Origin of the sequence: Hippea jasoniae (assembly GCF_000744435.1) — a bacterium.
GTDB lineage: Bacteria > Campylobacterota_A > Desulfurellia > Desulfurellales > Hippeaceae > Hippea > Hippea jasoniae.
This window is the reverse complement of sequence record NZ_JQLX01000014.1, coordinates 108,789-132,096: the sequence shown is the minus strand read 5'-3', so window position 1 is coordinate 132,096 and position 23,308 is coordinate 108,789. Positions and strand designations below refer to the sequence as shown.

Genomic DNA, 23,308 nt, shown 5'->3' with positions numbered 1-23,308 from the left:
ATGAGAAGATTAGTTTATGGTTGCGTTTACCTATATATTTTACTTTTTGCCAATTATTCTTTTGCGTATTCACTAAAGACAATTCATGTTTCCAAATGTTATAACTATGCACAAATTCCTGCAACCGTCATATCTCAGCATACAGTATATATATCATCCAAACTTACAGGATATATCAAAAACTTACATGTAGATATAGGTGAAAAGGTAAAAAAGGGTCAAATATTATTTATCATAGATCCAGTACAAACATACCAAACAATAAAGCAGGCCAAAGCAAACCTCAACCATGCAAAATTTATATTTAACAGAATGAAAAAACTATACAAGCAGAAGGTAATATCAAAAGATAAATTTATTGAGACAAAAAGCATGTTTTTACAAGCAAAAGCTCAATACAAAAAAACTCTTAATCTATTGAAATATACAATAATAAAAGCACCATGTAATGGCATAGTGGTGAAAAGATTCCTAACAGATGGAGATTTGGCTGTTGCATCACAACCTGTTTTAGAATTAATACAGACAAATAACTATTTGATTCTGGCATCAATACCCGATTCAATTTTTAACAAAATAAAACTAAACCAAAAAATAGAAATAAACATTAACAACAAAACCCTTAATGGAACAGTAAGATATATAGATATAGAAGAAAATCCGATAACCCATTCTCATAAAATTAAAATAAAGCCTCAATATACAAACAGCATCTATCCAGGTCAATTTTGTACACTCAAGATCAAACTCAATAAAAAACAGTGCATACTAATACCGTTAGAAGCAAAAACACAGCGGGGCTCCATCAATGGGGTTTTTGTTGTAAAACATGATAAAGCCTATTTTAGAAAGGTAAGTTTCGGAAAAATATACAATAACAAAATAGAAGCGTTATCTGGACTAAACGACGGTGAAAAAATTATTATCAATCCACCCTACACCTTGATAAACAACTCACCAATTTCTCAAGAACAATGAAAAATCAGCTAAATATAGCAGGAAAATTAGCAAATTACTTCTATAACTCAAAATTAACAATTCTTATAGTGATAACAATACTATTTGCAGGTCTTGCAACAGTTCTAATAATGCCAAGAATGTACAACCCAGAAATTAGAGTTCCTGCAGCAAATATCATAATCATTCGACCAAACACTTCGGCATTAGAGATGGAAAATCAGATAGTAAAACCATTAGAGGGTATAGTAGAGGGAATTAACGGTGTTGACCATGTTTTTAGCTATGCAATCGATTCAATGGCTGTTACAACTGTTCAATTTAAAGTTGGAGAGAATCAAGATATATCAATGATTCGACTATACAACCGCATAATGAGAAACTACGATAAAATGCCTACAGGAACATACCAGCCTATAATAAAATCTATAGGCGTTGAAGATATTCCAATAATAACAATTGCTTTAAGCTCAAAAAAACTTGCACCGTATCAGTTAAGATCGGTTGCAAATAAATTACTAAATCAAATAAGAGGAATAAAAGGCGTTGGCACCACAACTATTATTGGTGGACCTCCAGAAACAATAGAAGTTTACCTAAATCCACAAAAAATTGCATCTTATAACCTAAGCATAAACAGGATAGTCAATTATCTCAAAGCTACAGGTATATTTATTAAAGCAGGTAAAATTACCCAAAACAACCAAACAAAGGAAATTTATGTAGAAAATCTATTAAAAACAAAGAGGGATTTGGAAAATGTTATCGTTGGCATAAATGATAAAACCCCTATATTTTTAAGGAATATAGCTACCATAAAAACCAATGCAAACGATGTAAATTATTCTAATCTCTTTGCTTTTGGAAAAGCCTCAAAAGAAAAAAACATAAACGATCCTATGAATGCTGTAACCATAACAATTGCAAAAAAGAGGGGAACAAATGCTGTATTTGTAGCTGAGCGAGTATTGAAACAAATTAAGTATCTCAAGCAAACCATGCTTCCCGAAGGTATAAATTTAACCATAATGAGAAACTATGCAGAAAAAGCCAATAGAGCGGTAAATGAGCTTATAGAGCATCTGCTTGTTGCTATACTTGCTGTTGGAGTAATATTGCTTTTCTTCCTTGGATGGAAAGAAGCATTATCTGTTGCAATTATGGTTCCTTTGGTCTTGCTTTTAACAATCATAATTGGCTTCTTTATTGGCGAAACAATAAATAGAATAACACTTTTTGCCCTGATTTTATCGTTAGGCTTGCTTGTGGATAGCGGCATCGTAGTCATAGAAAACATTCATAGACATCTCCACAACAAAGATGAAAGCTTGAAAGAAAAAATAATTTTTGCAACAAATGAAATAGGTAATCCAACAAATATTGCCACTGTAGCAGTTATTATAGCTTTTATACCTATGGCATTTGTAGGTGGCATGATGGGGCCTTTCATGCGTCCAATACCTATAAATGTGCCCATTGCTATGGTGGCTTCTCTGATACTGGCATATGCGCTGATACCATTTTTAGCAAGAATCATTTACAAACATAAAAAAGAAAAAGAAAGGGAAACAAAAAGCATCTTACAAAAAATATACAGAAAAACACTGATACCTTTAATGAGAAAAAAATTTCTAAGAGGAACTGTTTATGTAGTGGTTTTAATCGCTTTGATACTTTCTGTTATGATACCGCTTTGGCAATTTATCAGACCTCAGGGAATAAACGGCCCTTTAAGTCCATTCGGGGTAAGTTTTAAAATGCTTCCCAATAGTAATGTAAATACATTTCTTGTTGAGGTAAAATTACCCCTTAATACACCACTTGAAAAAACTCAGTCTGTTGCAGAAGATGTGGCAAAATTAATTGGAGATAATCCTTATGTAATTAACTATCAAATTTATACTGGATGTATGGCTCCGCTGGATTTTGGACTATTAATGAGAAGTTTTCTTGCCTCAAATATGCCAAACAAAGCTCAAATAAGGGTAAATATCGTCAAAGAAAACAGACCCAAAACACACAAAATCATTATAGCCTTAAACAAGGCTCTTCAGCAACTTAGAAAACAGCATCCTGATGCCGTTATAAAAATTATAGAGGCTCCTCCTGGACCACCAACGAGAGCTAATGTACTTGCTCAACTTTACGGACCCAACTATTCAACGCTAAAACAAACAGCATTTATAATAAAAAGATATTTCAAACATGTCTACGGTATAACCAATATAGATACATCTGTGTACAAACCTCAACAAAAAATTGTACTTAAGGTGAAATATCTAAAGGCTATTTTAAGCGGCATCACCCCTTATTCTATAGCCAACCTACTTCATGGTCTACTAAATGGTAAACAGGCTGGATGGCTTTATCAACCAAACTCATCAGAGCCAATCTACATAATCCTTAGACTACCAAAAACATTTAGAAGCTCCATAAACGATATTTTAAATCTTTACATAGAAAATCCACAGGGAAAACAAATTCCTCTGCGCGAGCTTGTAGATGTAGTAAAATCTGAACAAAGTCAGCCAATTTATTCCCGCGATCAGCACAGAGTCGTTTATGTAATGGGCGATATGTTAAAATCAAGCCCAGTTTATGCTGTTTTATATTTAAATAAACTCCTTGACAATAAAACCCTGCCAAACGAAGTGAAGATAGAAACATCAAATCTTGGTCTGTTTAAATCAATACCAAAAGATATAAATTCATACACACTTAGATGGGGCGGAGATATGAGATTAACACTTGATGTATTCAGGGATCTTGGTTTTGCATTTATTGCAGCTTTAATATTTATTTACTTTCTGCTTGTTGGATACTATAAATCGTTCTTTATCCCCATCATTGTGATGGGACCAATTCCATTAACAATAATAGGCATCTTCCCCGGTCACTGGTTATTCAAACAACCATTTACAGCAACATCAATGATAGGCGTTATTGCGCTTGCAGGTATAGTTATTAGAAACTCACTGTTGCTTATAGACTTTATAAGGGATTATACATCAAAAGGATATGCATTAACCTATGCAATTATTGAATCTGGAGCTGTACGCTTTAGACCCATTCTACTCACCGCTTTAGCTATTATATTTGGATCTTCTGTTATGATAAGCGATCCAATCTTTGGTGGTCTGGCTTTATCTCTCATATTTGGCACGCTTGCCTCAACCATGCTCTCTCTAATTTTAATACCTCTGCTGTATTACTCTTTTAGAAAGATAGTATATAAATAACTTTTGTAATATACTCGCCTTGACAAACAATAAAACGATACCTATTATTAACCAGACTTGAAAGGAACGGCTAAAAGGAGGTTATGAATGTACGATGTCATAATTATAGGTGGTGGACCTGCAGGCCTTACAGCCGGTATATATGCTGCAAGAGGTGGACTAAAAACGCTAATTTGCGAGGAAAAGGTCTACGGTGGCCAGATAGTAATGTCTTATGAGGTTGAAAATTATCCCGGTTTTCCAAAGGGCATTAGTGGAATGGACTTAATGGATAGCTTTATAAAGCAGGCTGAAAAGTTTGGCGTAGAAATGAACTACGACGGCGTAAAAAGCATCGAGGATGAAGGCAAGACAAAGAATGTAATACTTTCAAGCGGCACAAAGCTTTCCACAAAAACAATTATTATCGCTGCAGGAGCATCGCCCAATAGACTGAATTGCCCAGGAGAAAAGAAATTTACAGGCAAGGGAGTATCCTACTGTGCAACATGCGACGGAGCCTTTTTTAGAGGAAAACCTGTGGCTGTTGTTGGAGGCGGAGATTCAGCAATAGAAGAGGCGTTATATCTGGCAAATTTAGCCTCAAAGGTTTACATTATTCACAGAAGGGATCAGTTAAGGGCTGTAAAGATTCTGCAGGATAGAGCGTTTGCTAACAAAAAAATAGAAATCATATTCAACCATGTCGTAAAAGAGATTCAGGGTGATAAATTTGTAAACGGTGTATTGATCGAAAATACCCAGACACATAAGCTAAGCAGGCTTGAGGTAGATGGCGTATTTATATATGTTGGATTAACGCCAAACACAGAACTTGTAAGCGACATCATTAAGCTTGACGAAGAAGGCTACATTATAACCAACGAAAGAATGGAAACAAATGTTGCAGGTATTTTTGCTGCTGGCGATATCCGTGTAACGCCTCTAAGACAGGTTTTAACAGCTGCTGCAGATGGAGCAATAGCTGCATCCTGTGCCCAAAAATACATTGAAATGCAGTGCTAAGCCTTTCTAAAAGCAAAACTAATGAGCCACAACACAACAAACAACAAAACAATAGTGGCACCAGCGGGTGTGTTGAGCAGATAGGAAATCAGCACGCCCGCTATAATACTCACAACAGATACTAAAACACCAACAACTATAACGCCTCTATATCCCCTTGAGATATTCAAACCGGTTAAGGTCGGCAAAACAAGAAACGCATTTACTAAAATAATACCAATTAACTTTATAGAAAAGACTATAAGAATCGACAAAACAGCCCAGAAAAGATAGTAAAGAAAGTCAACTTTCACACCGTTAATCCTTGCAAGCTCCTCGTTGTAGGTTATAATTTGAAGCTGGGAGAAAAAATATGATACAAACAGCATCCCTAAAAGAAAAACCGATGCCACAAGTAATAAATCTGAGTTTGCAACAGACAGTATATCGCCAAAGAGGATTCCCATTATGTTGGCAGAGTAACCTTCAGACAAACTCAAAACAAAAACTCCAAATGCCATGGAAAAAACAAAAACTACATCGATTACACTATCCTCGCTGAACCCTCCCCTTTTATACATAAAACCTATAAAAAGCGACGCCAAAAGACAGAACAAAACAGGAAAAACAAAGCTACTCAAACCCAGCAAAAAGTTCAACGCTATACCACCAAAAGCCGAATGCGCAATTCCAACACCGGCAAATGTCATTTTCCTCATAACAACAAAATAGGACATGAAAGCAAGGGGTATGGCAAGTAAAACACCAATTAAACAGGCCCTTACAAGCAGCTCAACCACGATGCCCTCCAAGCCTGCAGTTTTTACATTCTTCAGAGTGAATAATTATATTAACATTTTCACCATAAACACTCTTTATCATCTGCTCATAATCGATTGTCGTTGGCGAACCATGGCAGTGTAGTTTAACATTCAAACACATAATCTCATCCACATATCCACTAATAGCACCGATATCATGCGTCACCATCACAACTGTTACACCCTTTTTCTCCTTCAAATCCTTCAAAATCTCATAAATCCTCGTTGTATAAACAGCATCCACAGCTGTATTGGGCTCATCTAAAACCAGCAGTGATGGATTGTGAAAAAGACAGCGTGCCAGCGAAACCCTCTGCTGCCCGCCACCAGATAACTCCTTTATGTATGAATTAATCCTTCCTGCTATACCAAAAAGCTCTAAAAGCTCTCTAACCTTTTCAATCTCCTCTTTTGTATATCTTTTGAATAATCCAAACGGTTTTAGATTCTCAATCAAAACAACATCTATAACCTTAAGTGGCATATTCCAGTTTACTATCGCCTTTTGGGGCAGATAGCCAATCCTATTTTCTCTGATATATTCCTGAGGTGTTTTACCATCAATCTTAACAAACCCTTCTGTAGGTTTTAGCAAACCAAGCAAAATCTTAATCAATGTCGTTTTACCAGCACCGTTTGGTCCAACAATGGCAACAAAACTCCCCTTTTCTATAGTAAAATTAATATCATCTAAAATCTGCTTACCGGATATCGTATATGTTAAATTTTTAAACTCAATCATGCAGGGCATCTTTTAGCTGCTTAATATTCCACTCTACAAGCTTTTCGTAGCTATTGAGTTTTTTATTTGTGGGATCACCCAAGGGATTTAATCTTACCAGTTTATAATGCAATCTTTCATGTAGAAATCGTGCAAATTGAATGCTATCTATATACAGAATTAATCCTTTTTTGCACTTGCAATTCAAAAACACCCTTTTTAAGTCGCCAACTGTGGGTATTCTATTGCCTTTTTTAAGTACAACACAGCAGCTTTTTAAGCCCATGGATCTTAAAAGATATTCAAAGGCGGGCTTTAAATCCACAATGCAGGTATCTTTAGATATGTTAATCTGTGCATTAATCTTTGAAAGTTTTTCAATGAATTTTTTTTTGTTTTTTCTAAAATAACGGCAATCTTTTTTATCCATAAGGCATAACCTATTAGTTAAGTTGTCTATTGCAATATTTTTAATAAAATCTAAATCAAGCCAGATATGTGGATTTGCAACAATTTTTCCATCAACATTTTTTGGCTGTATGGGATGTTTATAAAAGTCGCTTAAAAAAAGATTTTCTTTGCCTTTTCTTAAATACGCAAGCCTATCAAACCAGAACTCAAAACCATATCCCACGCCAATAAACAAATCTGCGTTTTGAAATTCAAATACGCTTTTGGGTGTTGGAGAAAATATATGAGGGTTGGCAGAGGGTGGAATCATATAAGAAACCTCAACTCTATCTCCTCCGATCTGTTTAACGATATCAGATAGTATAAACAGGCTTGTTGTTATCCTTATCTTTGCTTGAGCCTGAACAATAAATATGAACAAAAACATTATTATGAAAATAATTTTTCTCATTCTTCTGCTCCCAAGAATACAAGCAGTTTATCAAGCAACGATTTATCAACAACTCCCACAAATTCACCTGCTTTTGCTACAGAAACATCTGCCATAAAAGGTTTGCCATCAAAGTCGTATAAGTTTCCGCCAACTTCTTTCAAAATCACATAACCTGCCGCATAATCTATAATGCGGGATTTATCAAGATGGATAAAGCCATCGTATGCACCAAAGGCAGTATAACACAAATCAAGGGCTGTTGAGCCACTCTGTCTTACTCTGTAAAAATATTTAAATATGTTTTTTACTATCCTGCTGTCTGTTTGAGGTTTTAAACCCTCAACAGCCACAACCTTAACATCCTTAACTTGAGGATAAAACCTGTTATCATTCAAAAAGGCACCCTTGTTTGAGATGGCGTAAAATTCATCCCTATTTGAAAGATTTAAAACATAACCACATGCAAGGTCTGTAATTTTTTCTTCAGTAGCAACAGCCAGAGATATTGAATAGTAAGGAATATAGCGCTTTGCATTGAGGCTTCCATCGATGGGATCAACTATAATTAAAGGATATTTTACACCAAGATCGACCCAGCCTTTCTCCTCTGTTAAAATAGAACATTTTATAAGTTCTTTTTCAAGCTCCTCAATCAGTATATCCTCTGCTAATTTATCTATAAAAACAGTATTATCACCAAACTCTCCCCTGCCTGTGATCCTTTTTGCCTCTTTTGAGCCTGCAATCTGAGAAATGGAGTTATAAACCCTTCTGCCTATTTTTTTAAATAAATCAACAAATCTATCCATTCACCATTTCCATGATTCTATTATAAACCCTCTGTATGATATATGTTGGCGTTGAAGCACCTGCCGTTATACCTATCAACTCCCTGTTTTCAAACCATTCGGGCTTCAACTCATCCTCTGTTTCTATATGGTATGCCTGCGTATAATGGCTGCTGATTTCGTAAAGTTTTCTTGTGTTTGCTGAATTTTTACCACCTATAATAATCATCACATCGCTTCTTTTTGCAAGCTCCTCTGCTGCTTTTTGCCTTTTTTCTGTCGCATCACAGATCGTGTTGTAAACCTTAAGTTCCCTTATTCGTTTTGCAAGCTCACCTATGGTTTTTCCAAACATCTCAACAGACTGCGTTGTTTGACACACGACCCCTACCCTGCTTGCCTTTATATCCTTTGCCTGCATAGGAGTGCATATAACAGCCGCCGTATAGTCTGTATAGCCCAGATGAGCCTTCACCTCGGGATGTTTTTCATCCCCAAATACCACAACTTTATAACCTTCTTTGTAGAGATTTTCTGCAAATCTTTGAGCTTCCTTTACAAATGGACAGGTGGCATCGATATACTCAAGCCCCATCTCTTTTATTCTTTTATAAACAGAAGGAGGAGCACCGTGAGAGCGTATAAGCACGGGGCCTTCTGCATCCTCCAATTTTTCAATAACCTTCATCCCTTTTTTTTCATATTCGGCAACAACCTGCGGATTGTGAATGATGGGACCCAATGAGTAGATTTTTTTATGTTTTAAAAGTGCATCGTCTGCGATTCTAATAGCCCTCATCACACCGTAACAAAAACCTGCATATTCAGAAATCTCTATTTTCATAGACCCTTTCAATCTCCTTTTTTACTTCTAAATAAACACCTTCAATGCCCAGTTTATCTGTATTTATAACAACGGCGCCCTCAGGCACAATCAATGGCGCAATCTTTCTATTTCTATCCTGTTCATCCCTCTCTTTTATTTTTTTAACAACATCCTCAAAATTTTCATTTGTTTGAAGGGCTCTCCTTCTTGCACGCTCATTTACTGATGCCTCAAGAAATATCTTTACATCGGCAGAGGGAAAAATTACACTTCCACAATCCCTGCCATCTATAACAAACTTTCCCTTTTTTGCCATACCTCTTATAAGATTATTTACAAAATCCCTAACAAACCCTTTTTTTGCAACCCTTGAAGCAGCTATGCCCACCTGTTCATTATTTAGTTTATCATTGAGTATCTCATTGTTATGAACTATCAGGATATCACTGTCGAACTTAAAAGAAAAACTTAAACTGCTAAGCGAGCTTTCATTCACATCATCACCCAACAGGTAGCCAATTGCCCTGTAAAACAAACCGCTGTTTATGTGTATAAAACCATCCCTTTTTCTCAAAAGCTCAGCTATAGTCGATTTGCCGCTGCCAGCTGGACCATCTATTGTGACAATAAATCTATTTTTCAAGGTAATTCTCCTTAAAAAGCCTTACCTGTTTTAGGTGTTGTTTTAGCTCATCGGGTTTTTCAGTAAGCTCTACAATTTTATTTAAATGATGCTTAAATTCCTCAACAGCCTTTTTTAAATTATCTTTATTCATACTAAAAATTGCAGACCACATATCCTCAGATGAGGCTGCAATACGGGTATAATCCTTAAAACCGCCACCTATAAATGTGTAGTTATTATCCTTTTTTGAAACTAAATCGACAAGCGCATAGGCAATGGCATGCGGCAGATGGCTCACATACCCAAAAACAATATCATGCAGATGGGCATCCATAAACTCAACCTTCATCCCCAGTCTTCCTGCCAAAATTTTTACTGTTTCTATAGCCTTTTTATCCATTCCCTCATAGGGTGTTATAATAAAATAGGCATCTTTAAATAAACCTTCAAATGCAGCTTGAGGGCCAAAACGCTCTGTGCCTGCAATCGGATGCGTTGGCACATAAAAATTATTCTTTACAAAGGGCTTCACTCTATCAACAATAACCCCTTTAACACTGCCAACATCTATAACTATTGCTTTATCTGCATGATCAAATACCCATAACAAATTCTCTGCAACAACATCAACAGGTGTAGCTACAACAACAAAATCACACCTTTTTAGATCTTCCTCACTGCCTATCTTATCGATAATATTTAACTCTATAGCCTTTGAGAGGTTTTGTGAGGATTTATCAAAACCAACGATACATTCAGCCAACCGATGTTTTTTTAAATCAAGCGCTAAACTACCACCTATCAGCCCAACACCAACAATGCCAGCATATCTAAACATTCAAGATATCTTTCAGTGCCTCGATAAATCGCCTGTTTTGATAATCTAAACCCACGCTGACCCTTAGAAAGCTCTTCAGTCCATATCCGCTCATAGACCTTACAATAATGCCTTTTTGAAGAAGCTTTCTGTAGATCTCATCTGCATCTTGTCCAACATCAAACAAAACAAAATTTGCATACGATTTAACATATTTTATGCCGATTTTATCAAATTCAGTATAAAGATACTCTTTTTGTTTTTTTGCATCCAGAACGGTTTTTTTAACATGTTCTATATCATCCAAAGCAGCCAGTGCGGCATTTTGAGCTACAATATTGACATTAAACGGCGGCCTTACCCTGTTTAGATAGTTTATAATCTCAGGATGTGCAACACCATAACCAATGCGTAAACCAGCTAAACCGTATGCCTTGGAAAATGTCCTTAAAATTATCACATTGCCTTTTTTGTAAAGATCAAGAAGCTCACTATAGTCATCTTCTAAAATCGCATATTCATAATACGCCTCATCAATCACAACAAGCGTATCATTACTGCATTTATCAATAACACGTTCAATATCACTTCTATCTATCTTTGTTCCTGTTGGATTGTTTGGTGTATTTAAAAAAACCAATCGCGTCCTGTCTGTAATATGTTCAAGTATAGCATCTATATCATAAGAAAAATCCTTAAGCGGCAACTCAACAAGCTTTTTGCCAAAGGATAAACCGATAATTTTATACTCAACGAAGGTTGGATAACAGTAAACAATCTCATCATCATAAGATGTTGCAAATGTGCGATAGATAAGCTCTATAAGTTCATCAGAGCCGTTTCCAAAAATTATATTGTCTGGGTTTACACCAAGTCTATCTGCAAGCTTATGCTTTAAATAATAGCTATCGCCATCAGGATAATAATTTACACCTGCTGCGGTTTTTTTTATCGCCTCAACGGCTTTTTCTGATGGGCCAAATGGATTTTCATTTGATGCAAGTTTGATAATTTCACCCTCTATATTCAACTGTCTTTTTAGTTCATCTATTGGTTTGCCACCCTCATAAGGTTTTAGCTTTTCTATATACTCTGCAACCCTCATCAATCCTCCTAAAGAACAGTGATCTCACCTTTTTTTGTCTTCTTTGTTTTATAAAGTGCCTCATCAACCCGCTCAAGTATACTTTCAACCGTATCCCCTTCTTTAACCTCTGTCACACCCACACTTACAGAGCATTTAAATTCAACACTACCCTTTTTAAATGTTATGGATGCAATCTTGCTTCTAATCTTTTCGGCAACGATTTTTGCTTTTTCAATATCGGTTTCTGGCAAAATCACTATAAATTCATCGCCACCATACCTAACAGGAATATCGCTTCTGCGGGTAATCCTCTTTAAAACCGAACCCACTACTTTAAGCACCTCATCGCCTGCAAGATGACCGTAGGTATCGTTGATCTGTTTAAAATCATCAAGATCAAGCATAATAATGCTAAAGATCTTCTTATAGCGGTTGAAGTTATAAACCAACGAGGAGAGTACTTCATTCATATAACGTCTTAAATACAAACCTGTTAGATGGTCTTTATAGGATAGCTCCTTTATACTTTCAATCGATTTTCTCTGTTTTTCCAAAATTCTCCTTGCAGCTTCAAGCTCAGATTTCAAAGAGGTATTTATATATTTTATCCTTTCTAACTCTTCAATTATTGTCTCATCAAGGTTTTGTTCAGCTGTAGAAATGGTTTGAAGTGTTGAGTCGTACTCCTGTGTTTTATCATCAATCGTTTTTTCTATGTTCACAGCAACATCTTTAATATTGGTAGCTATATCCAATACGCGCTTCTTTAAATCCTCAAGCTCATCGGTGGATATATCGCTACCACCATAAAGCAACCTGTGAAGTTCAGCATCATTTAAACCATACTCTAAAGCAACCTCTGTAAAAATTTTGTAATAGTTGAAAGGCGTAAGGGCTATATCCCTTTTTGTTGCACGATACAGTGCTTCTTTAATAATTGCTGCAAGTTTTTCAGATTCATTCTTCATGTCCATCGACAAACCTCACACTTTCGGCTGTTATGACCTTTCTTGGTCCAGACTCTGTTTCAACTACTAAAAACCCATCCCTATCTATATCCTTTGCCACTCCTCCAATTCTATCTTCTCCACTGATAATATCAACCCTTCTGCCTATCGTATTGTTCATACCTCTCCAGAGTTTAAATATCTCATCCTTTCCCTTTTTATTCATTATATCAAGCAGATTCTCAAGGTAGAAGAGAATATTTGCAAGTAGTGTTGCCCTATCAATCTTGTGTGAGGCTTCAATAAACATACTTGTTGCCGTATCTTTAATCTCTTCAGGAACTTCTTCCATATTTACATTTATACCGAAACCGCCAATCAAATATTTCAATATGCCCGATTCACTTTTGGCTTCAACAAGTACACCTGCAATTTTCTTATTGCCCACCATTACATCGTTGGGCCATTTGATTTTTGCCTCATCTATGCCAAAATCAACAATTGCCTCCCTTACCGCAATAGATAAAGCAAACATAAAAGGTATAGCCATTGATGTATCCCAGTTTTCAGGAGAATAAATCAAAGATGCATAGATATTTAAGCCTTTAGGGGAGAGCCATTTTCTTTTCTGTCTACCCCTGCCTGATGTCTGCTCTTCTGCTATAATCAACGCCCCGTTTAAATCATCCTCTTTCTCAAGTAGATATTCAGCCTCATCCATAGTAGAGGAAGTTAGCCTGAAATACTCAACCCTACTGCCAAAGATCTTTGTGTTAAGTCTTCTTCTGATTTCGTATGGTATTAAAATATCCTTTGCTTCCTCTTTAAGCATATAGCCCACACTACGCTTGCCCTCAATCTTATATCCTAATTTTTGAAGATTCTTGATTCTATTCCATACAGCAATACGGCTGATTCCTAATTTTTTACACATCCGCTCGCTTGTTACATACTTGCCCAGATTCTTATATAGCTCATCTAAAATTACTTCATTCATTCTTGATTCCTCAACGCTTTATTTAAAAGTTTTATTGCACAGAATTTTCCACACATCGTGCATACATCATCCTCTTTTGGCAAAGAAGAACTCCTCAGCTCTCTCACATACTCAGGATCAATCGACAATTCTATCATCCTTTCCCAGTTAAGGGCCTTCCGCGCTCTGCTCATTTCTAAATCCCATTGTTTTGCTCCTGGAATCTGTTTAGCAATGTCTGCAGCATGAGCTGCAATTCTTGTAACAATAACACCTTCTCTCACATCCTCAGGTGTAGGCAATCTCACATGTTCTGCTTTTGTAACATAGCAGAGAAAATCAGCACCGTATGCAGCCATCAAAGCTCCACCTATAGCACTTGTGATATGGTCATAACCAGGTGCGATATCTGTAACAACAGGACCTAAAACATAAAACGGTGCACCATCGCATACACTTTTTTCTATCTGAGCATTCATAATGACCTGATCTATCGGCACATGACCAGGGCCTTCTATCATAGACTGAACACCCGCCTCCAGTGCTCTTTTATGCAACTCACCAAGCAAAATAAGCTCATGAATCTGAGCTCTATCTGTTGCATCGGCAATTGCACCCGGCCTAAAACCATCACCTAAAGAGAGTGTAACATCGTATTCTTTTGCTATTTCAAGGATCCTGTCAAACTTTTCAAACAACGGATTCTGTTTTTTATTGTAAAGCATCCACACGGACAGAAAGCTACCACCCCTTGATACGATATCCTCAACCCTGCCCTGCTTTATAAGCCTCTCAAGCGTCTCAAGTGTGACACCGCAGTGCAGAGTCATATAATCTATGCCATCCTTGGCCTGTTTTTCTATCGTACTAAAAATATCATCCTCAGTCATAAAAGCGATCGAACCCTTTTTCTGAGCAACCTCCACAGCTGCCTGATAAATAGGCACATTACCCACAACAATAGGGGAGCGTTTTAAGATTTCACGCCTTATATAGTCAAGGTCACCACCGGTTGATAGATCCATAACAGAATCGGCTTTTGCTTCTACTGCCGCATCAAGCTTTTTCAATTCATTGTCAAGCTCGGCAATATCGGATGATGTGCCTATATTTGCATTAACCTTGGTTCTTAAGCCCTTGCCTATACCAACAGCATCGATATCGTGATTCTTGTTTTTGGGTATAACAATCGTACCGTTTTTCAAGCCTTCCATTATATATTCAACGCTTCTTTGCTCTTTTTGTGCCACCTGCTTTATTTCAGGTGTAACTATCCCTTTTCTTGCAGCTTCTATTTGCGTCATACCTTTCACTCCTTTCAAATTGCTAACAAAATATACAACAACCCTATAGAATAATCAACCGTATTGTTAACTATAGAGTATGAGATAACCTAATTTTTAATTTAAAGAGTGTTTTTTTGAATTCAAAAGTTTATCAAGATATACTTTTGCCTGTTCAATAATTTTTAAACCTTCGTTAATATCTTTATTGTAGGCAGTGAATCTTACCTTCATAGTTTTAGAATCAAAACCCACAGGAAGCGATTTGATATAAACATCGTATTTTTTCATCACCTCATCAATATACCCACCCAACACAGATTCATCATTTATGTCAAACTCATAAACTTTAACAACCCCTAATTCTTCACCCAGGGGCTTCAAAATAGGCTCAACTTCATTCAAAAACATAGCTTTCATCTCTTTTGGAAGACCAGGCAAAACAAACACATGTTTATTATTCATGTTTATATAAGCACCCCAGGCTGCACCAACGCTGTTTTTTAACGGTTTGCAGTCTTCAATAAGATAAGCCATTTTCATCCGTTTCTCGTTCATTTCATCAGACTCGATCTTGCCCTCTTTGTAGAGTTTTTCATAAAAATTTTTGATATGCTCAAAAGCTTCGTTGTCAAGATACAGTCGTCTATTTAACGCAACAGCTACAGCTTCCATAGTCATATCATCAAATGTTGGACCAAGACCACCAGATACGATGACAATATCAACCTTATCAAGATAGTATCTAAAAACATCTACTATCTCTTTACCGTTATCATCAACAGCTGCTATGTATTTGTTATTAATACCCCATTGAGTCAGATGAGAGGCAATAAAAAATGAATTTCCATCCTGCGTTTGACCTGTAATTATCTCTTTTCCTATTATGATTATGGCACTTGTTCTCATGGGTTAAAAATAAAAATGGCGGAGCCGACGAGACTTGAACTCGCGACCTCTGGCGTGACAGGCCAGCGTTCTAACCATCTGAACTACGGCTCCGCAAGGTTTTAATGGTGGGCGCAGCAGGACTTGAACCTACGACCCCCTGCTTGTAAGGCAGGTGCTCTTCCAGCTGAGCTATGCGCCCTTTAGGTCAACCTACTTGTTGACCTTCTCTTTAAAAATCCTGCCGCACTTAAAGCTTGGCAAATTGAAAGCTTCGATCTTCAGCTGCTCACCAGTCCTTGGGTTCCTACCCATTCTTGCACTTCTCTTGCTCACATAGAATGTGCCGAAACCAGCAAAACCAACCTTTTCTCCCTCTGCAACGGCATCCATAATCGTTTCAATAGTAGCATCAATAATCTTTTTTGTCTGACTTTTCGTGGCTCCCACCTTGGCAGCAACCTTCTCTATTAGCTCAGCCTTTGTCATAAAAATACCTCCATTTTTAAAATGGCGTCCCCAGCGGGATTTGAACCCACGTTTTCGCCGTGAAAGGGCGATGTCCTTGGCCTACTAGACGATGGGGACGTTCAAAAAATGGTGGGTCGTGCAGGAATCGAACCTGCGGCCAATAGCTTAAAAGGCTACTGCTCTACCGACTGAGCTAACGACCCACTCGCAAGCGATTGAGATAATACACATTTGGGGCGCTCATGTCAACACTTTTTTTAACTTCACCCCAACTTTTTTGCAATAAAATCTTTAACCAATTCTACATCGTTGTCAAGTACCTCAAGCCTCTTTTCTTTACCTTTTAGTTCGGCTATAGCTTCTGGTTCATCGGGCTCTCTGCCTGTGGCAAGTCTTATAGCATCGGGAAATTTAGCAGGATGAGCCGTAGCAAGACATATCACATCATCAAAACCCGCCTGCCAGGCTGCATAAACACCGGCTGCTGTGTGGGGATCGATGATATAACCCGTCTCATCGTAAAATCTTTTTATTGTTTTGAGCGTGTCATCCTCAGAACATCTGAAGGAAACAAAATCCTCCCTCACAGCTTCAAGCTCATCCCTATTAAACTGCAGTTTCTTATTCTTTGCAAACTGCTCCATTTTCGATTTTGTAGTAGAACTATCCTCACCAAACAGGTAGTAAAGGTATCGCTCAAAATTACTTGCAATCTGAATATCCATTGAAGGTGAGTAGGTTTTTTTAACATCTGAGATTGAATAATCACCAAAATTGATAAAACGATAAAGAATGTCGTTTGAGTTTGTAGCAAGAATGAGTTTATCTACAGGTAGCCCCATCTTCTTTGCAACAAAACCAGCAAAAATATTGCCAAAATTACCTGTGGGAACACTGAAGTAAAGTCTATTCACGCTGCTTTGAAAATAGGCATAAAAGTAATACACAATCTGCGCAAGAACCCGTGCCCAGTTAATCGAATTCACAGCAGCCAGGTGAAACTTCTCTTTAAATGCAAGATCGTTGAAGATAGACTTTACGATCGCCTGACAATCATCAAAGGTGCCTTTTATGGCAATATTAAACACATTGCTATCCTGCACTGTGGTCATCTGAAGCTCCTGAATGGGGCTAACCTTTTTGTAGGGGTGCAGAATAAAAATATTGATATTTTCTTTTCCCCTTAAACCGTATATTGCAGCAGAGCCTGTATCACCACTTGTTGCGCCAAGCACATTAATATATGTTGCCCGTTTTGTTAAAATATACTCAAAAAGATTGCCAAGAAACTGCAATGCTATATCTTTGAAGGCAAATGTGGGGCCATGAAACAGCTCTGCTATAAACACACCATCTTTTTTAACAACAGGCACGATCCGTTTATCATCAAAAGTAGAGTAGCTTCTTTGAACAATCAATCTTAAATCTTCTCTGTCTATATCGTCTATAAATAACGAAAAAATCTCCTCTGCTAACTGCTCATAACTCAAACCTTTAAGTCTATCAAGATCAACTAAAGGGATTTTTTCAGGAATTATCAAACCGCCATCGCTTGCCAATCCCATTAAAACGGCATCACTAAAACCAAGCCCTTTAACACCTCCCCTTGTGCTTTTATACAAAACAGCCATAGCTACACCTGCTTGATAGCCTGATTTGCAGCAACAATTATGGGATCCCAGACAGGAGCAAATGGTGGAGAATAAGCTAAATCAAGACCCTGTATATCTTTTATTGTTAGATTTGAATAAAGGGCAGCTGCCATAACATCCACACGCCACACACCTTCAAAATCGCCAAAAATCTGACTGCCAAGTAGTTTTCCAGTAGCTATTTCTGCTATCAAAATCACACTTACTTTACCCTGATGCACATAACCGTGAGCCGTTGTTGGAGCTGTTATGACGGTTTTGAAAGCATCGTAGCCCTCTTTTATTGCCTCTTCCAAAGATAGCCCTGTTTTAGCCACGCCCTTTTCAAATACCTTAAAAATTATTGTACCCACAATACCTGCAAACTGCTTTTCTGCACCTGCAATATTTGCCCCGCCAATTCTGCCAGCTTTATTCGCATTTGTACCAAGCGGCATATATACATTGCGATTTAAAAGCCTGTGGTAAATTAAAGCGCAATCCCCACCTGCATAGATATCATTAGCAGTGGTTTTGAAATACCTATCAACAACTATAGCACCTTTATTTAGCTGTATGGAGGTTCCCTCTAAAAACTCTGTATTGGGTTTTACACCCACAGATACATTCACAAAATCAGCTTCAAAATCGCCTTTGTTTGTCTTTACAACAAGACCTTCTTCTATTGAGTCTATATCAACTCCAAAATAGATCTCAACACCGTTGTTTTTAAGCTCTTCTTTTACCGCATCCCTAACCTCTTCCTCCATATTGAGCAAAAGATCATCCAATTTCTCCAAAATAACAACATCCATGCCCAGACGCTTCATGTTTTCTGCAAGTTCAAGGTTGATAAAACCGGCTCCTATAAGCACTGCTTTTTTTGGGCCTTTTTTATCAATAAAATCCTTTATCTTTCTTGCATCGTCTAAAACTTTTAATGTAAAAACGCCCTCATTTTCCACACCTTCAATCGGGGGTAGAGCACTTCTTGCACCACTGCCTATAAACAGCTTATCAAATGAAATCTCATACTCCCTGTTGCTTGAATGGTTTTTTACCAGAACCTTCTTATTCTTTTCATCTAAGCCTATAGCTTCATTCAACAGCCTTACATCGATACCCCTTTTTTTCTTAAAATCCTCAGCCGTCAGAACAACAAGTGCATCTATATCACCCTTAAAACCAATATTATAAGGCATACCGCATGCGCCGTATGAAACATCAACACCCTTTTCAAGCACAATAACCTCAGCTGACTTAATCCTTCTTTTAACCTGACTTGCCGCACTCATACCTGCAGCATCACCACCAATAACAACAACCTTAAGCGGTTTTTCCATTTCTATTTTTCTCCTTTAAAAACAAGTTCTGTTAAAATTATGGATGACTTTGGATGCAAAAAAGCTATAAGTGTATTGGATGAGCCTTCTGTTGGTCTTTCATTAATCAATTTAACGCCCTTTTGTTTTAGCTGGCTTAATTGCTCTTCAATATCATCAACCTCATAGGCTATATGATGCAAACCCTCACCCTTTTTATCGATAAATTTTTTTATAGGGCTATCATCTGCTGTAGGTTGCAGTAGCTCTATATGCACTCCACCTATATCAAATTTAGCCACTTTTACCTTTTGAGACTCAACCTCTTCAATCTCCAGAAGCTTTAAACCAAACACATCCCTATAAAGTCTAACCGCCTCATCAAGATCTTTAACAGCAACACCTATATGATCAATCTTTTTAAACATCTCTTCACCTCAATAGGTATTTGTTTCTTTATAGCCCCTGCATACCTCTTTTACTTCATCCTTTATAATCCTGCCGTTGCGCCACTCTCTTATGTGAACCTTCTGGCATTTTGTATGCTGGTTGGGATTAACAACAGGCTCACCCATAGGCTGAGCCTCTACCCTTTCCCATCCACCATTGGCCGTTTGTCTTTGATATGCAACAGGTTTTTGATTCCTTATGGCCTCATTAATGGCTCTTTGCTGAATCTGATACATTGCCTCACCTGCTACAGCACCCAAAATACCCCCAATCACCACACCCTTCCACTTATTTTTGGTCGTTACTGCACCAATACCTGCTCCTATTGCCGTTCCTAAGGCTACATTTTCGCTCTCTGTTGTGCAGGATGAAATAGAAAACCCTAAAAATACAGCCAAAACAAGCATAACAAACAGTGATTTTAGCCTCATCACTCACCCCCTGCATACGGAATTTTTAAACTCACTCAAAATATTCTCTGCAGCAAACGACGGTGTCGTTAGTTTGTTTATCACTGCAGATTCCATCTCTTTTGCAAATCTTCTAACCTGCTCATTTTCATTAAGCATCTCTTTTAGTCCCTCAACTACAACACTCCACATCCACTGAATTGACTGCTGCTGCCTTTTTTTGTAAAACTCGCCGCTTTTCTTTTTGATTTTTACATACTTGCTTATCGTTTCATAAACCTCATCAATACCTTTTTTGTAGCGGGCACTAACAAGAATCACAGGCACCTTCCAGCTTTTATCAACATTTAAAAAAATACTTAACGCATTCTCAATCTGTTTTTTTGCAAGCTGAGCCCTCTGTAGATTTTCTTCATCAGCTTTATTTATCACAATTGCATCGGCAACTTCCATAACACCCCTTTTTATACCCTGAAGCTCATCACCTGCATTGGGCAGCTGCATCAAAAGAAAGAAATCCACCATCGAAGAAACACTAATCTCTGATTGTCCAACACCCACTGTTTCAACGATTATTATATCATAACCTGCCGCCTCACACAAAAAAATAGCCTCTCTTGTTCTTCTTGCAACACCACCAAGTGAATCACCCGAGGGAGAGGGTCTGATAAATGCCTCATTTCTGCGTGATAGCTCCTCCATCCTGGTTTTATCCCCAAGCAGAGAGCCGCCTGTAATTTGTGAAGATGGATCTACAGCCAAAACAGCAACCCTATGGCCTTTTTCTATAAGGTAGAGGCCAAATGCCTCTATAAATGTACTCTTCCCAACCCCGGGAACTCCACTTATTCCTATTCTTATAGAATTTCCACTTCTGGGCAAAATCCTTTCAAGCAACCTTTTTGCTAACTTTTTATGTTCAGGTTTTTTACTTTCGATTAATGTTATGGCTTTTGCAAGAGCCCTCCTTTTTCCCGCAATCAATAAAGCAGAAAGCTCATCAACATCGTAATTATCTGCCATTGAGCAATCTCCTGGGTGTTTTCTTATCCTTTATAGCCTTAATCAACTCTTTTGCAGACTTTATAATGGGCGTACCTGGTCCAAAAATTGCTGCGACACCCTTTGAATATAGAAAATCGTAATCCTTCCTTGGTATAACACCTCCCACGGTTACCACTATATCATCATCAGCTTCAAGTTTCTTGAGTTCTTCAATAAACTGAGGTACGAGCGTATTATGACCGGCTGCAAGTGTAGAGATTCCGACAGCGTGAACATCGTTTTCAACTGCCATTTTTGCAGCCTCCTCGGGCGTCTGGAACATTGGACCCACATCCACATCAAAACCCATATCTGCATAACCGGTTGCAACAACCTTTGCACCCCTATCATGACCATCCTGCCCCATCTTTACAATCAAAACCCTTGGTCTTCTACCTTCCTCTTTTTCAAACTCCTCTATCTCCCTTTTAACCTCTTGAAACTCCTCATTATCTTCAAGCAAACCACCATAAGCCCCGCTTACAAGTTTAATCTGTGGCTGGTATCTTCCAAATACCTTCTCCATCGCATATGAAATCTCACCTAATGTTGCCCTGAGCCTTGCAGCCTCTACAGCCACCTCCAACAGATTGCCGCCATCTTCGGCTACCTTTGTTATCTTATCAAGCGCCTTTTGCACTTTATCGTTATCCCTTTCAGCCTTTATCTTTTTCAATCTTTCAATCTGCTTTTGCCTTACCGCCGTATTGTCTATATCCAGCACCTCTACCTGCTCATCCTCCTCCTCAGGTATCACATATTTATTAACGCCTACTATAACAAATTCACCTTTATCTATCAAAGCCTGTCTTTTTGCTGCTGATTCTTCGATTTTTAGTTTTGGCATGCCAGATTCAATGGCTTTGGTCATACCACCCATTTGCTCAATCTCATCGATGATCTTTTCTGCTTCTCTAATCAATGCATGGGTTAGTGATTCAATAAAATAGGATCCAGCAAGCGGATCAACAGTTTTACAGATATTGGATTCCTCCTGAATAATAAGCTGCGTGTTTCTTGCAATGCGGGCAGAAAAGTCGGTTGGCAGCGCTATTGCTTCATCCAATGCATTGGTGTGCAACGACTGAGTGCCTCCCAAAACAGCTGCAAGTGCCTCAATTGTTGTTCTTATGATGTTGTTGTATGGCTGCTGAGCCGTTAAACTCCATCCCGAAGTCTGACAATGTGTTCTTAAAGCCATCGAACGGGGATTCTTTGGATTAAACTGGCTAATCAGTTTTGCCCACAAAAATCTTGCCGCTCTAAGCTTTGCTATCTCCATAAAGAAGTTCATTCCTATACCAAAGAAAAACGATAAGCGTGGCGCAAAGGCATCGATATCAAGGCCTCTGTTGAGAGCTGTTTTAACATATTCAAGGCCATCTGCAAGAGTAAAAGCCAGCTCAAGCACTGCATTTGCACCTGCTTCCTGAATATGATATCCACTGATACTGATCGAGTTAAACTTTGGCATATATTTGCTCGTATATTCGATAATATCTGCCACAATCCTCATTGAGGGCTGGGGTGGATAGATGTAGGTATTTCTAACCATAAACTCCTTCAAAATATCGTTCTGGATTGTTCCTGAAAGCTGCTTCTGCTCCACTCCCTGCTCTTCTGCAGCAACTATGTAAAATGCCATAACAGGTATTACAGCCCCATTCATCGTCATCGAAACAGAGACTTTATCAAGCGGAATACCGTCAAATAATATTTTCATATCCTCAACCGTATCGATGGCAACACCGGCCTTTCCCACATCGCCCACAACGCGTGGGTGATCTGAATCGTATCCCCTGTGTGTGGCTAAATCAAACGCAACAGATAATCCCTGCTGACCTAAGGCAAGTGCCTTTTTGTAAAACGCATTGGACTCCTCAGCTGTTGAAAAACCCGCATATTGCCTGATCGTCCAGGGTTTTACTGTATACATGGTGGCACGAGGCCCTCTGATAAAAGGCGGAAATCCTGGAAATGTATCTAAATACTCCAGTTTTTCTAAATCTTCCATCGTATAAAGCGGATAAATATTTATACCCTCTGGTGAGTGCCAGATTAATGTCTCAAATGGTTTACCCTTTAACTCCTTTAAAGCTAACTGCTTCCACTCCTGTCTTGTAACCTTTTTAAAACCCATCTCTATCCTCCTTGCGTGAACTTATTTTATAAGATTT

The 23,308-nt window shown here is 38.0% G+C and carries 22 protein-coding genes and 4 tRNA genes; 3 read left to right on the top strand and 23 right to left on the bottom strand.

The genetic code is table 11. The features are described from left to right. The 3 genes from EK17_RS06750 (at nt 1) to trxB (ending at nt 5,201) form a co-directional block, all read left to right on the top strand. Nucleotides 1-978, top strand: coding sequence for an efflux RND transporter periplasmic adaptor subunit (locus EK17_RS06750; RefSeq protein WP_035588930.1), 978 nt, complete (start codon nt 1-3; stop codon nt 976-978). Then, nucleotides 975-4,196 carry an efflux RND transporter permease subunit gene (locus tag EK17_RS06745; protein ID WP_035588929.1) on the top strand — a complete coding sequence of 1,074 codons (3,222 nt, stop codon included), beginning with the start codon at nt 975-977 and terminating at the stop codon, nt 4,194-4,196. Before EK17_RS06750 ends, EK17_RS06745 begins: the two co-directional genes overlap by 4 nt. Nucleotides 4,197-4,283: 87 nt before the next feature. After that, nucleotides 4,284-5,201 (top strand): thioredoxin-disulfide reductase, encoded by a 918-nt coding sequence (trxB, locus tag EK17_RS06740; RefSeq protein ID WP_035588927.1) that lies wholly within the window; start codon nt 4,284-4,286, stop codon nt 5,199-5,201. On the opposite strand, the gene EK17_RS06735 is transcribed toward trxB, so the two are convergent. The 23 genes from EK17_RS06735 to scpA form a co-directional block, all read right to left on the bottom strand. Further along, nucleotides 5,198-5,980, bottom strand: coding sequence for a metal ABC transporter permease (locus tag EK17_RS06735; protein WP_051904493.1), 783 nt, complete (start codon nt 5,978-5,980; stop codon nt 5,198-5,200). The genes trxB and EK17_RS06735 overlap by 4 nt on opposite strands. Beyond that, nucleotides 5,973-6,743: a metal ABC transporter ATP-binding protein gene (locus tag EK17_RS06730; RefSeq protein ID WP_051904492.1), complete on the bottom strand. Its 771-nt coding sequence runs from the start codon at nt 6,741-6,743 to the stop codon at nt 5,973-5,975. Before EK17_RS06730 ends, EK17_RS06735 begins: the two co-directional genes overlap by 8 nt. Further along, a complete protein-coding gene (locus EK17_RS06725; RefSeq protein ID WP_035588923.1) occupies nt 6,736-7,584 on the bottom strand; it encodes a metal ABC transporter substrate-binding protein in 849 nt (282 codons plus the stop codon). The genes EK17_RS06730 and EK17_RS06725 overlap by 8 nt, the downstream gene beginning before the upstream one ends. Next, the gene (locus EK17_RS06720; RefSeq protein ID WP_051904491.1) at nt 7,581-8,375 is read right to left on the bottom strand and encodes an inositol monophosphatase family protein; all 795 of its coding nucleotides are present in this window, start codon (nt 8,373-8,375) and stop codon (nt 7,581-7,583) included. The genes EK17_RS06725 and EK17_RS06720 overlap by 4 nt, the downstream gene beginning before the upstream one ends. After that, nucleotides 8,368-9,198 carry a 4-hydroxy-3-methylbut-2-enyl diphosphate reductase gene (locus EK17_RS06715; RefSeq protein WP_035588921.1) on the bottom strand — a complete coding sequence of 277 codons (831 nt, stop codon included), beginning with the start codon at nt 9,196-9,198 and terminating at the stop codon, nt 8,368-8,370. Before EK17_RS06715 ends, EK17_RS06720 begins: the two co-directional genes overlap by 8 nt. After that, complete coding sequence (gene cmk / locus EK17_RS06710; protein WP_035588918.1) at nt 9,179-9,823, bottom strand: (d)CMP kinase; 645 nt, start codon at nt 9,821-9,823, stop codon at nt 9,179-9,181. Before cmk ends, EK17_RS06715 begins: the two co-directional genes overlap by 20 nt. Continuing rightward, nucleotides 9,813-10,643, bottom strand: a complete 831-nt coding sequence (locus EK17_RS06705) for a prephenate dehydrogenase (protein ID WP_035588915.1) — start codon at nt 10,641-10,643, stop codon at nt 9,813-9,815. Before EK17_RS06705 ends, cmk begins: the two co-directional genes overlap by 11 nt. Further along, the gene (hisC, locus tag EK17_RS06700; RefSeq protein ID WP_035588912.1) at nt 10,636-11,727 is read right to left on the bottom strand and encodes a histidinol-phosphate transaminase; all 1,092 of its coding nucleotides are present in this window, start codon (nt 11,725-11,727) and stop codon (nt 10,636-10,638) included. The genes EK17_RS06705 and hisC overlap by 8 nt, the downstream gene beginning before the upstream one ends. An 8-nt stretch (nt 11,728-11,735) precedes the next feature. Continuing rightward, nucleotides 11,736-12,683, bottom strand: coding sequence for a GGDEF domain-containing protein (locus tag EK17_RS09085; protein WP_051904490.1), 948 nt, complete (start codon nt 12,681-12,683; stop codon nt 11,736-11,738). Then, nucleotides 12,667-13,653: a biotin--[acetyl-CoA-carboxylase] ligase gene (locus EK17_RS06690; RefSeq protein ID WP_035588909.1), complete on the bottom strand. Its 987-nt coding sequence runs from the start codon at nt 13,651-13,653 to the stop codon at nt 12,667-12,669. The genes EK17_RS09085 and EK17_RS06690 overlap by 17 nt, the downstream gene beginning before the upstream one ends. Then, nucleotides 13,650-14,936: a phosphomethylpyrimidine synthase ThiC gene (thiC, locus tag EK17_RS06685; RefSeq protein WP_035588906.1), complete on the bottom strand. Its 1,287-nt coding sequence runs from the start codon at nt 14,934-14,936 to the stop codon at nt 13,650-13,652. Before thiC ends, EK17_RS06690 begins: the two co-directional genes overlap by 4 nt. A gap of 96 nt (nt 14,937-15,032) precedes the next feature. Continuing rightward, nucleotides 15,033-15,824: a competence/damage-inducible protein A gene (locus EK17_RS06680; RefSeq protein ID WP_035588904.1), complete on the bottom strand. Its 792-nt coding sequence runs from the start codon at nt 15,822-15,824 to the stop codon at nt 15,033-15,035. Between the two features lie 16 nt (nt 15,825-15,840). Continuing rightward, nucleotides 15,841-15,917 (bottom strand) — tRNA-Asp (locus EK17_RS06675). A 12-nt stretch (nt 15,918-15,929) separates the two neighbouring features. Then, nucleotides 15,930-16,005 (bottom strand) — tRNA-Val (locus EK17_RS06670). A gap of 11 nt (nt 16,006-16,016) precedes the next feature. Beyond that, complete coding sequence (locus EK17_RS06665; protein WP_035588900.1) at nt 16,017-16,292, bottom strand: HU family DNA-binding protein; 276 nt, start codon at nt 16,290-16,292, stop codon at nt 16,017-16,019. A 22-nt stretch (nt 16,293-16,314) separates the two neighbouring features. Next, a tRNA-Glu gene (locus EK17_RS06660) sits at nt 16,315-16,391 on the bottom strand. Between the two features lie 10 nt (nt 16,392-16,401). Beyond that, a tRNA-Lys gene (locus tag EK17_RS06655) sits at nt 16,402-16,477 on the bottom strand. A 60-nt stretch (nt 16,478-16,537) separates the two neighbouring features. Beyond that, nucleotides 16,538-17,905, bottom strand: a complete 1,368-nt coding sequence (thrC, locus tag EK17_RS06650) for a threonine synthase (protein ID WP_035588898.1) — start codon at nt 17,903-17,905, stop codon at nt 16,538-16,540. Between the two features lie 2 nt (nt 17,906-17,907). Next, nucleotides 17,908-19,248, bottom strand: a complete 1,341-nt coding sequence (locus EK17_RS06645) for an FAD-dependent oxidoreductase (RefSeq protein ID WP_035588894.1) — start codon at nt 19,246-19,248, stop codon at nt 17,908-17,910. Nucleotides 19,249-19,250: 2 nt separating this feature from the next. Further along, nucleotides 19,251-19,655: a methylmalonyl-CoA epimerase gene (gene mce, locus EK17_RS06640; protein ID WP_035588892.1), complete on the bottom strand. Its 405-nt coding sequence runs from the start codon at nt 19,653-19,655 to the stop codon at nt 19,251-19,253. Nucleotides 19,656-19,664: 9 nt separating this feature from the next. Further along, the gene (locus tag EK17_RS06635; RefSeq protein ID WP_051904489.1) at nt 19,665-20,108 is read right to left on the bottom strand and encodes a YMGG-like glycine zipper-containing protein; all 444 of its coding nucleotides are present in this window, start codon (nt 20,106-20,108) and stop codon (nt 19,665-19,667) included. Nucleotides 20,109-20,111: 3 nt separating this feature from the next. Then, on the bottom strand, nt 20,112-21,110 hold the full coding sequence (gene meaB, locus EK17_RS06630; RefSeq protein ID WP_035588890.1) for a methylmalonyl Co-A mutase-associated GTPase MeaB: 999 nt from the start codon (nt 21,108-21,110) through the stop codon (nt 20,112-20,114). Beyond that, nucleotides 21,100-23,271: a methylmalonyl-CoA mutase gene (gene scpA / locus EK17_RS06625; protein WP_035588888.1), complete on the bottom strand. Its 2,172-nt coding sequence runs from the start codon at nt 23,269-23,271 to the stop codon at nt 21,100-21,102. Before scpA ends, meaB begins: the two co-directional genes overlap by 11 nt. Between the last annotated feature and the right edge of the window lie 37 nt (nt 23,272-23,308).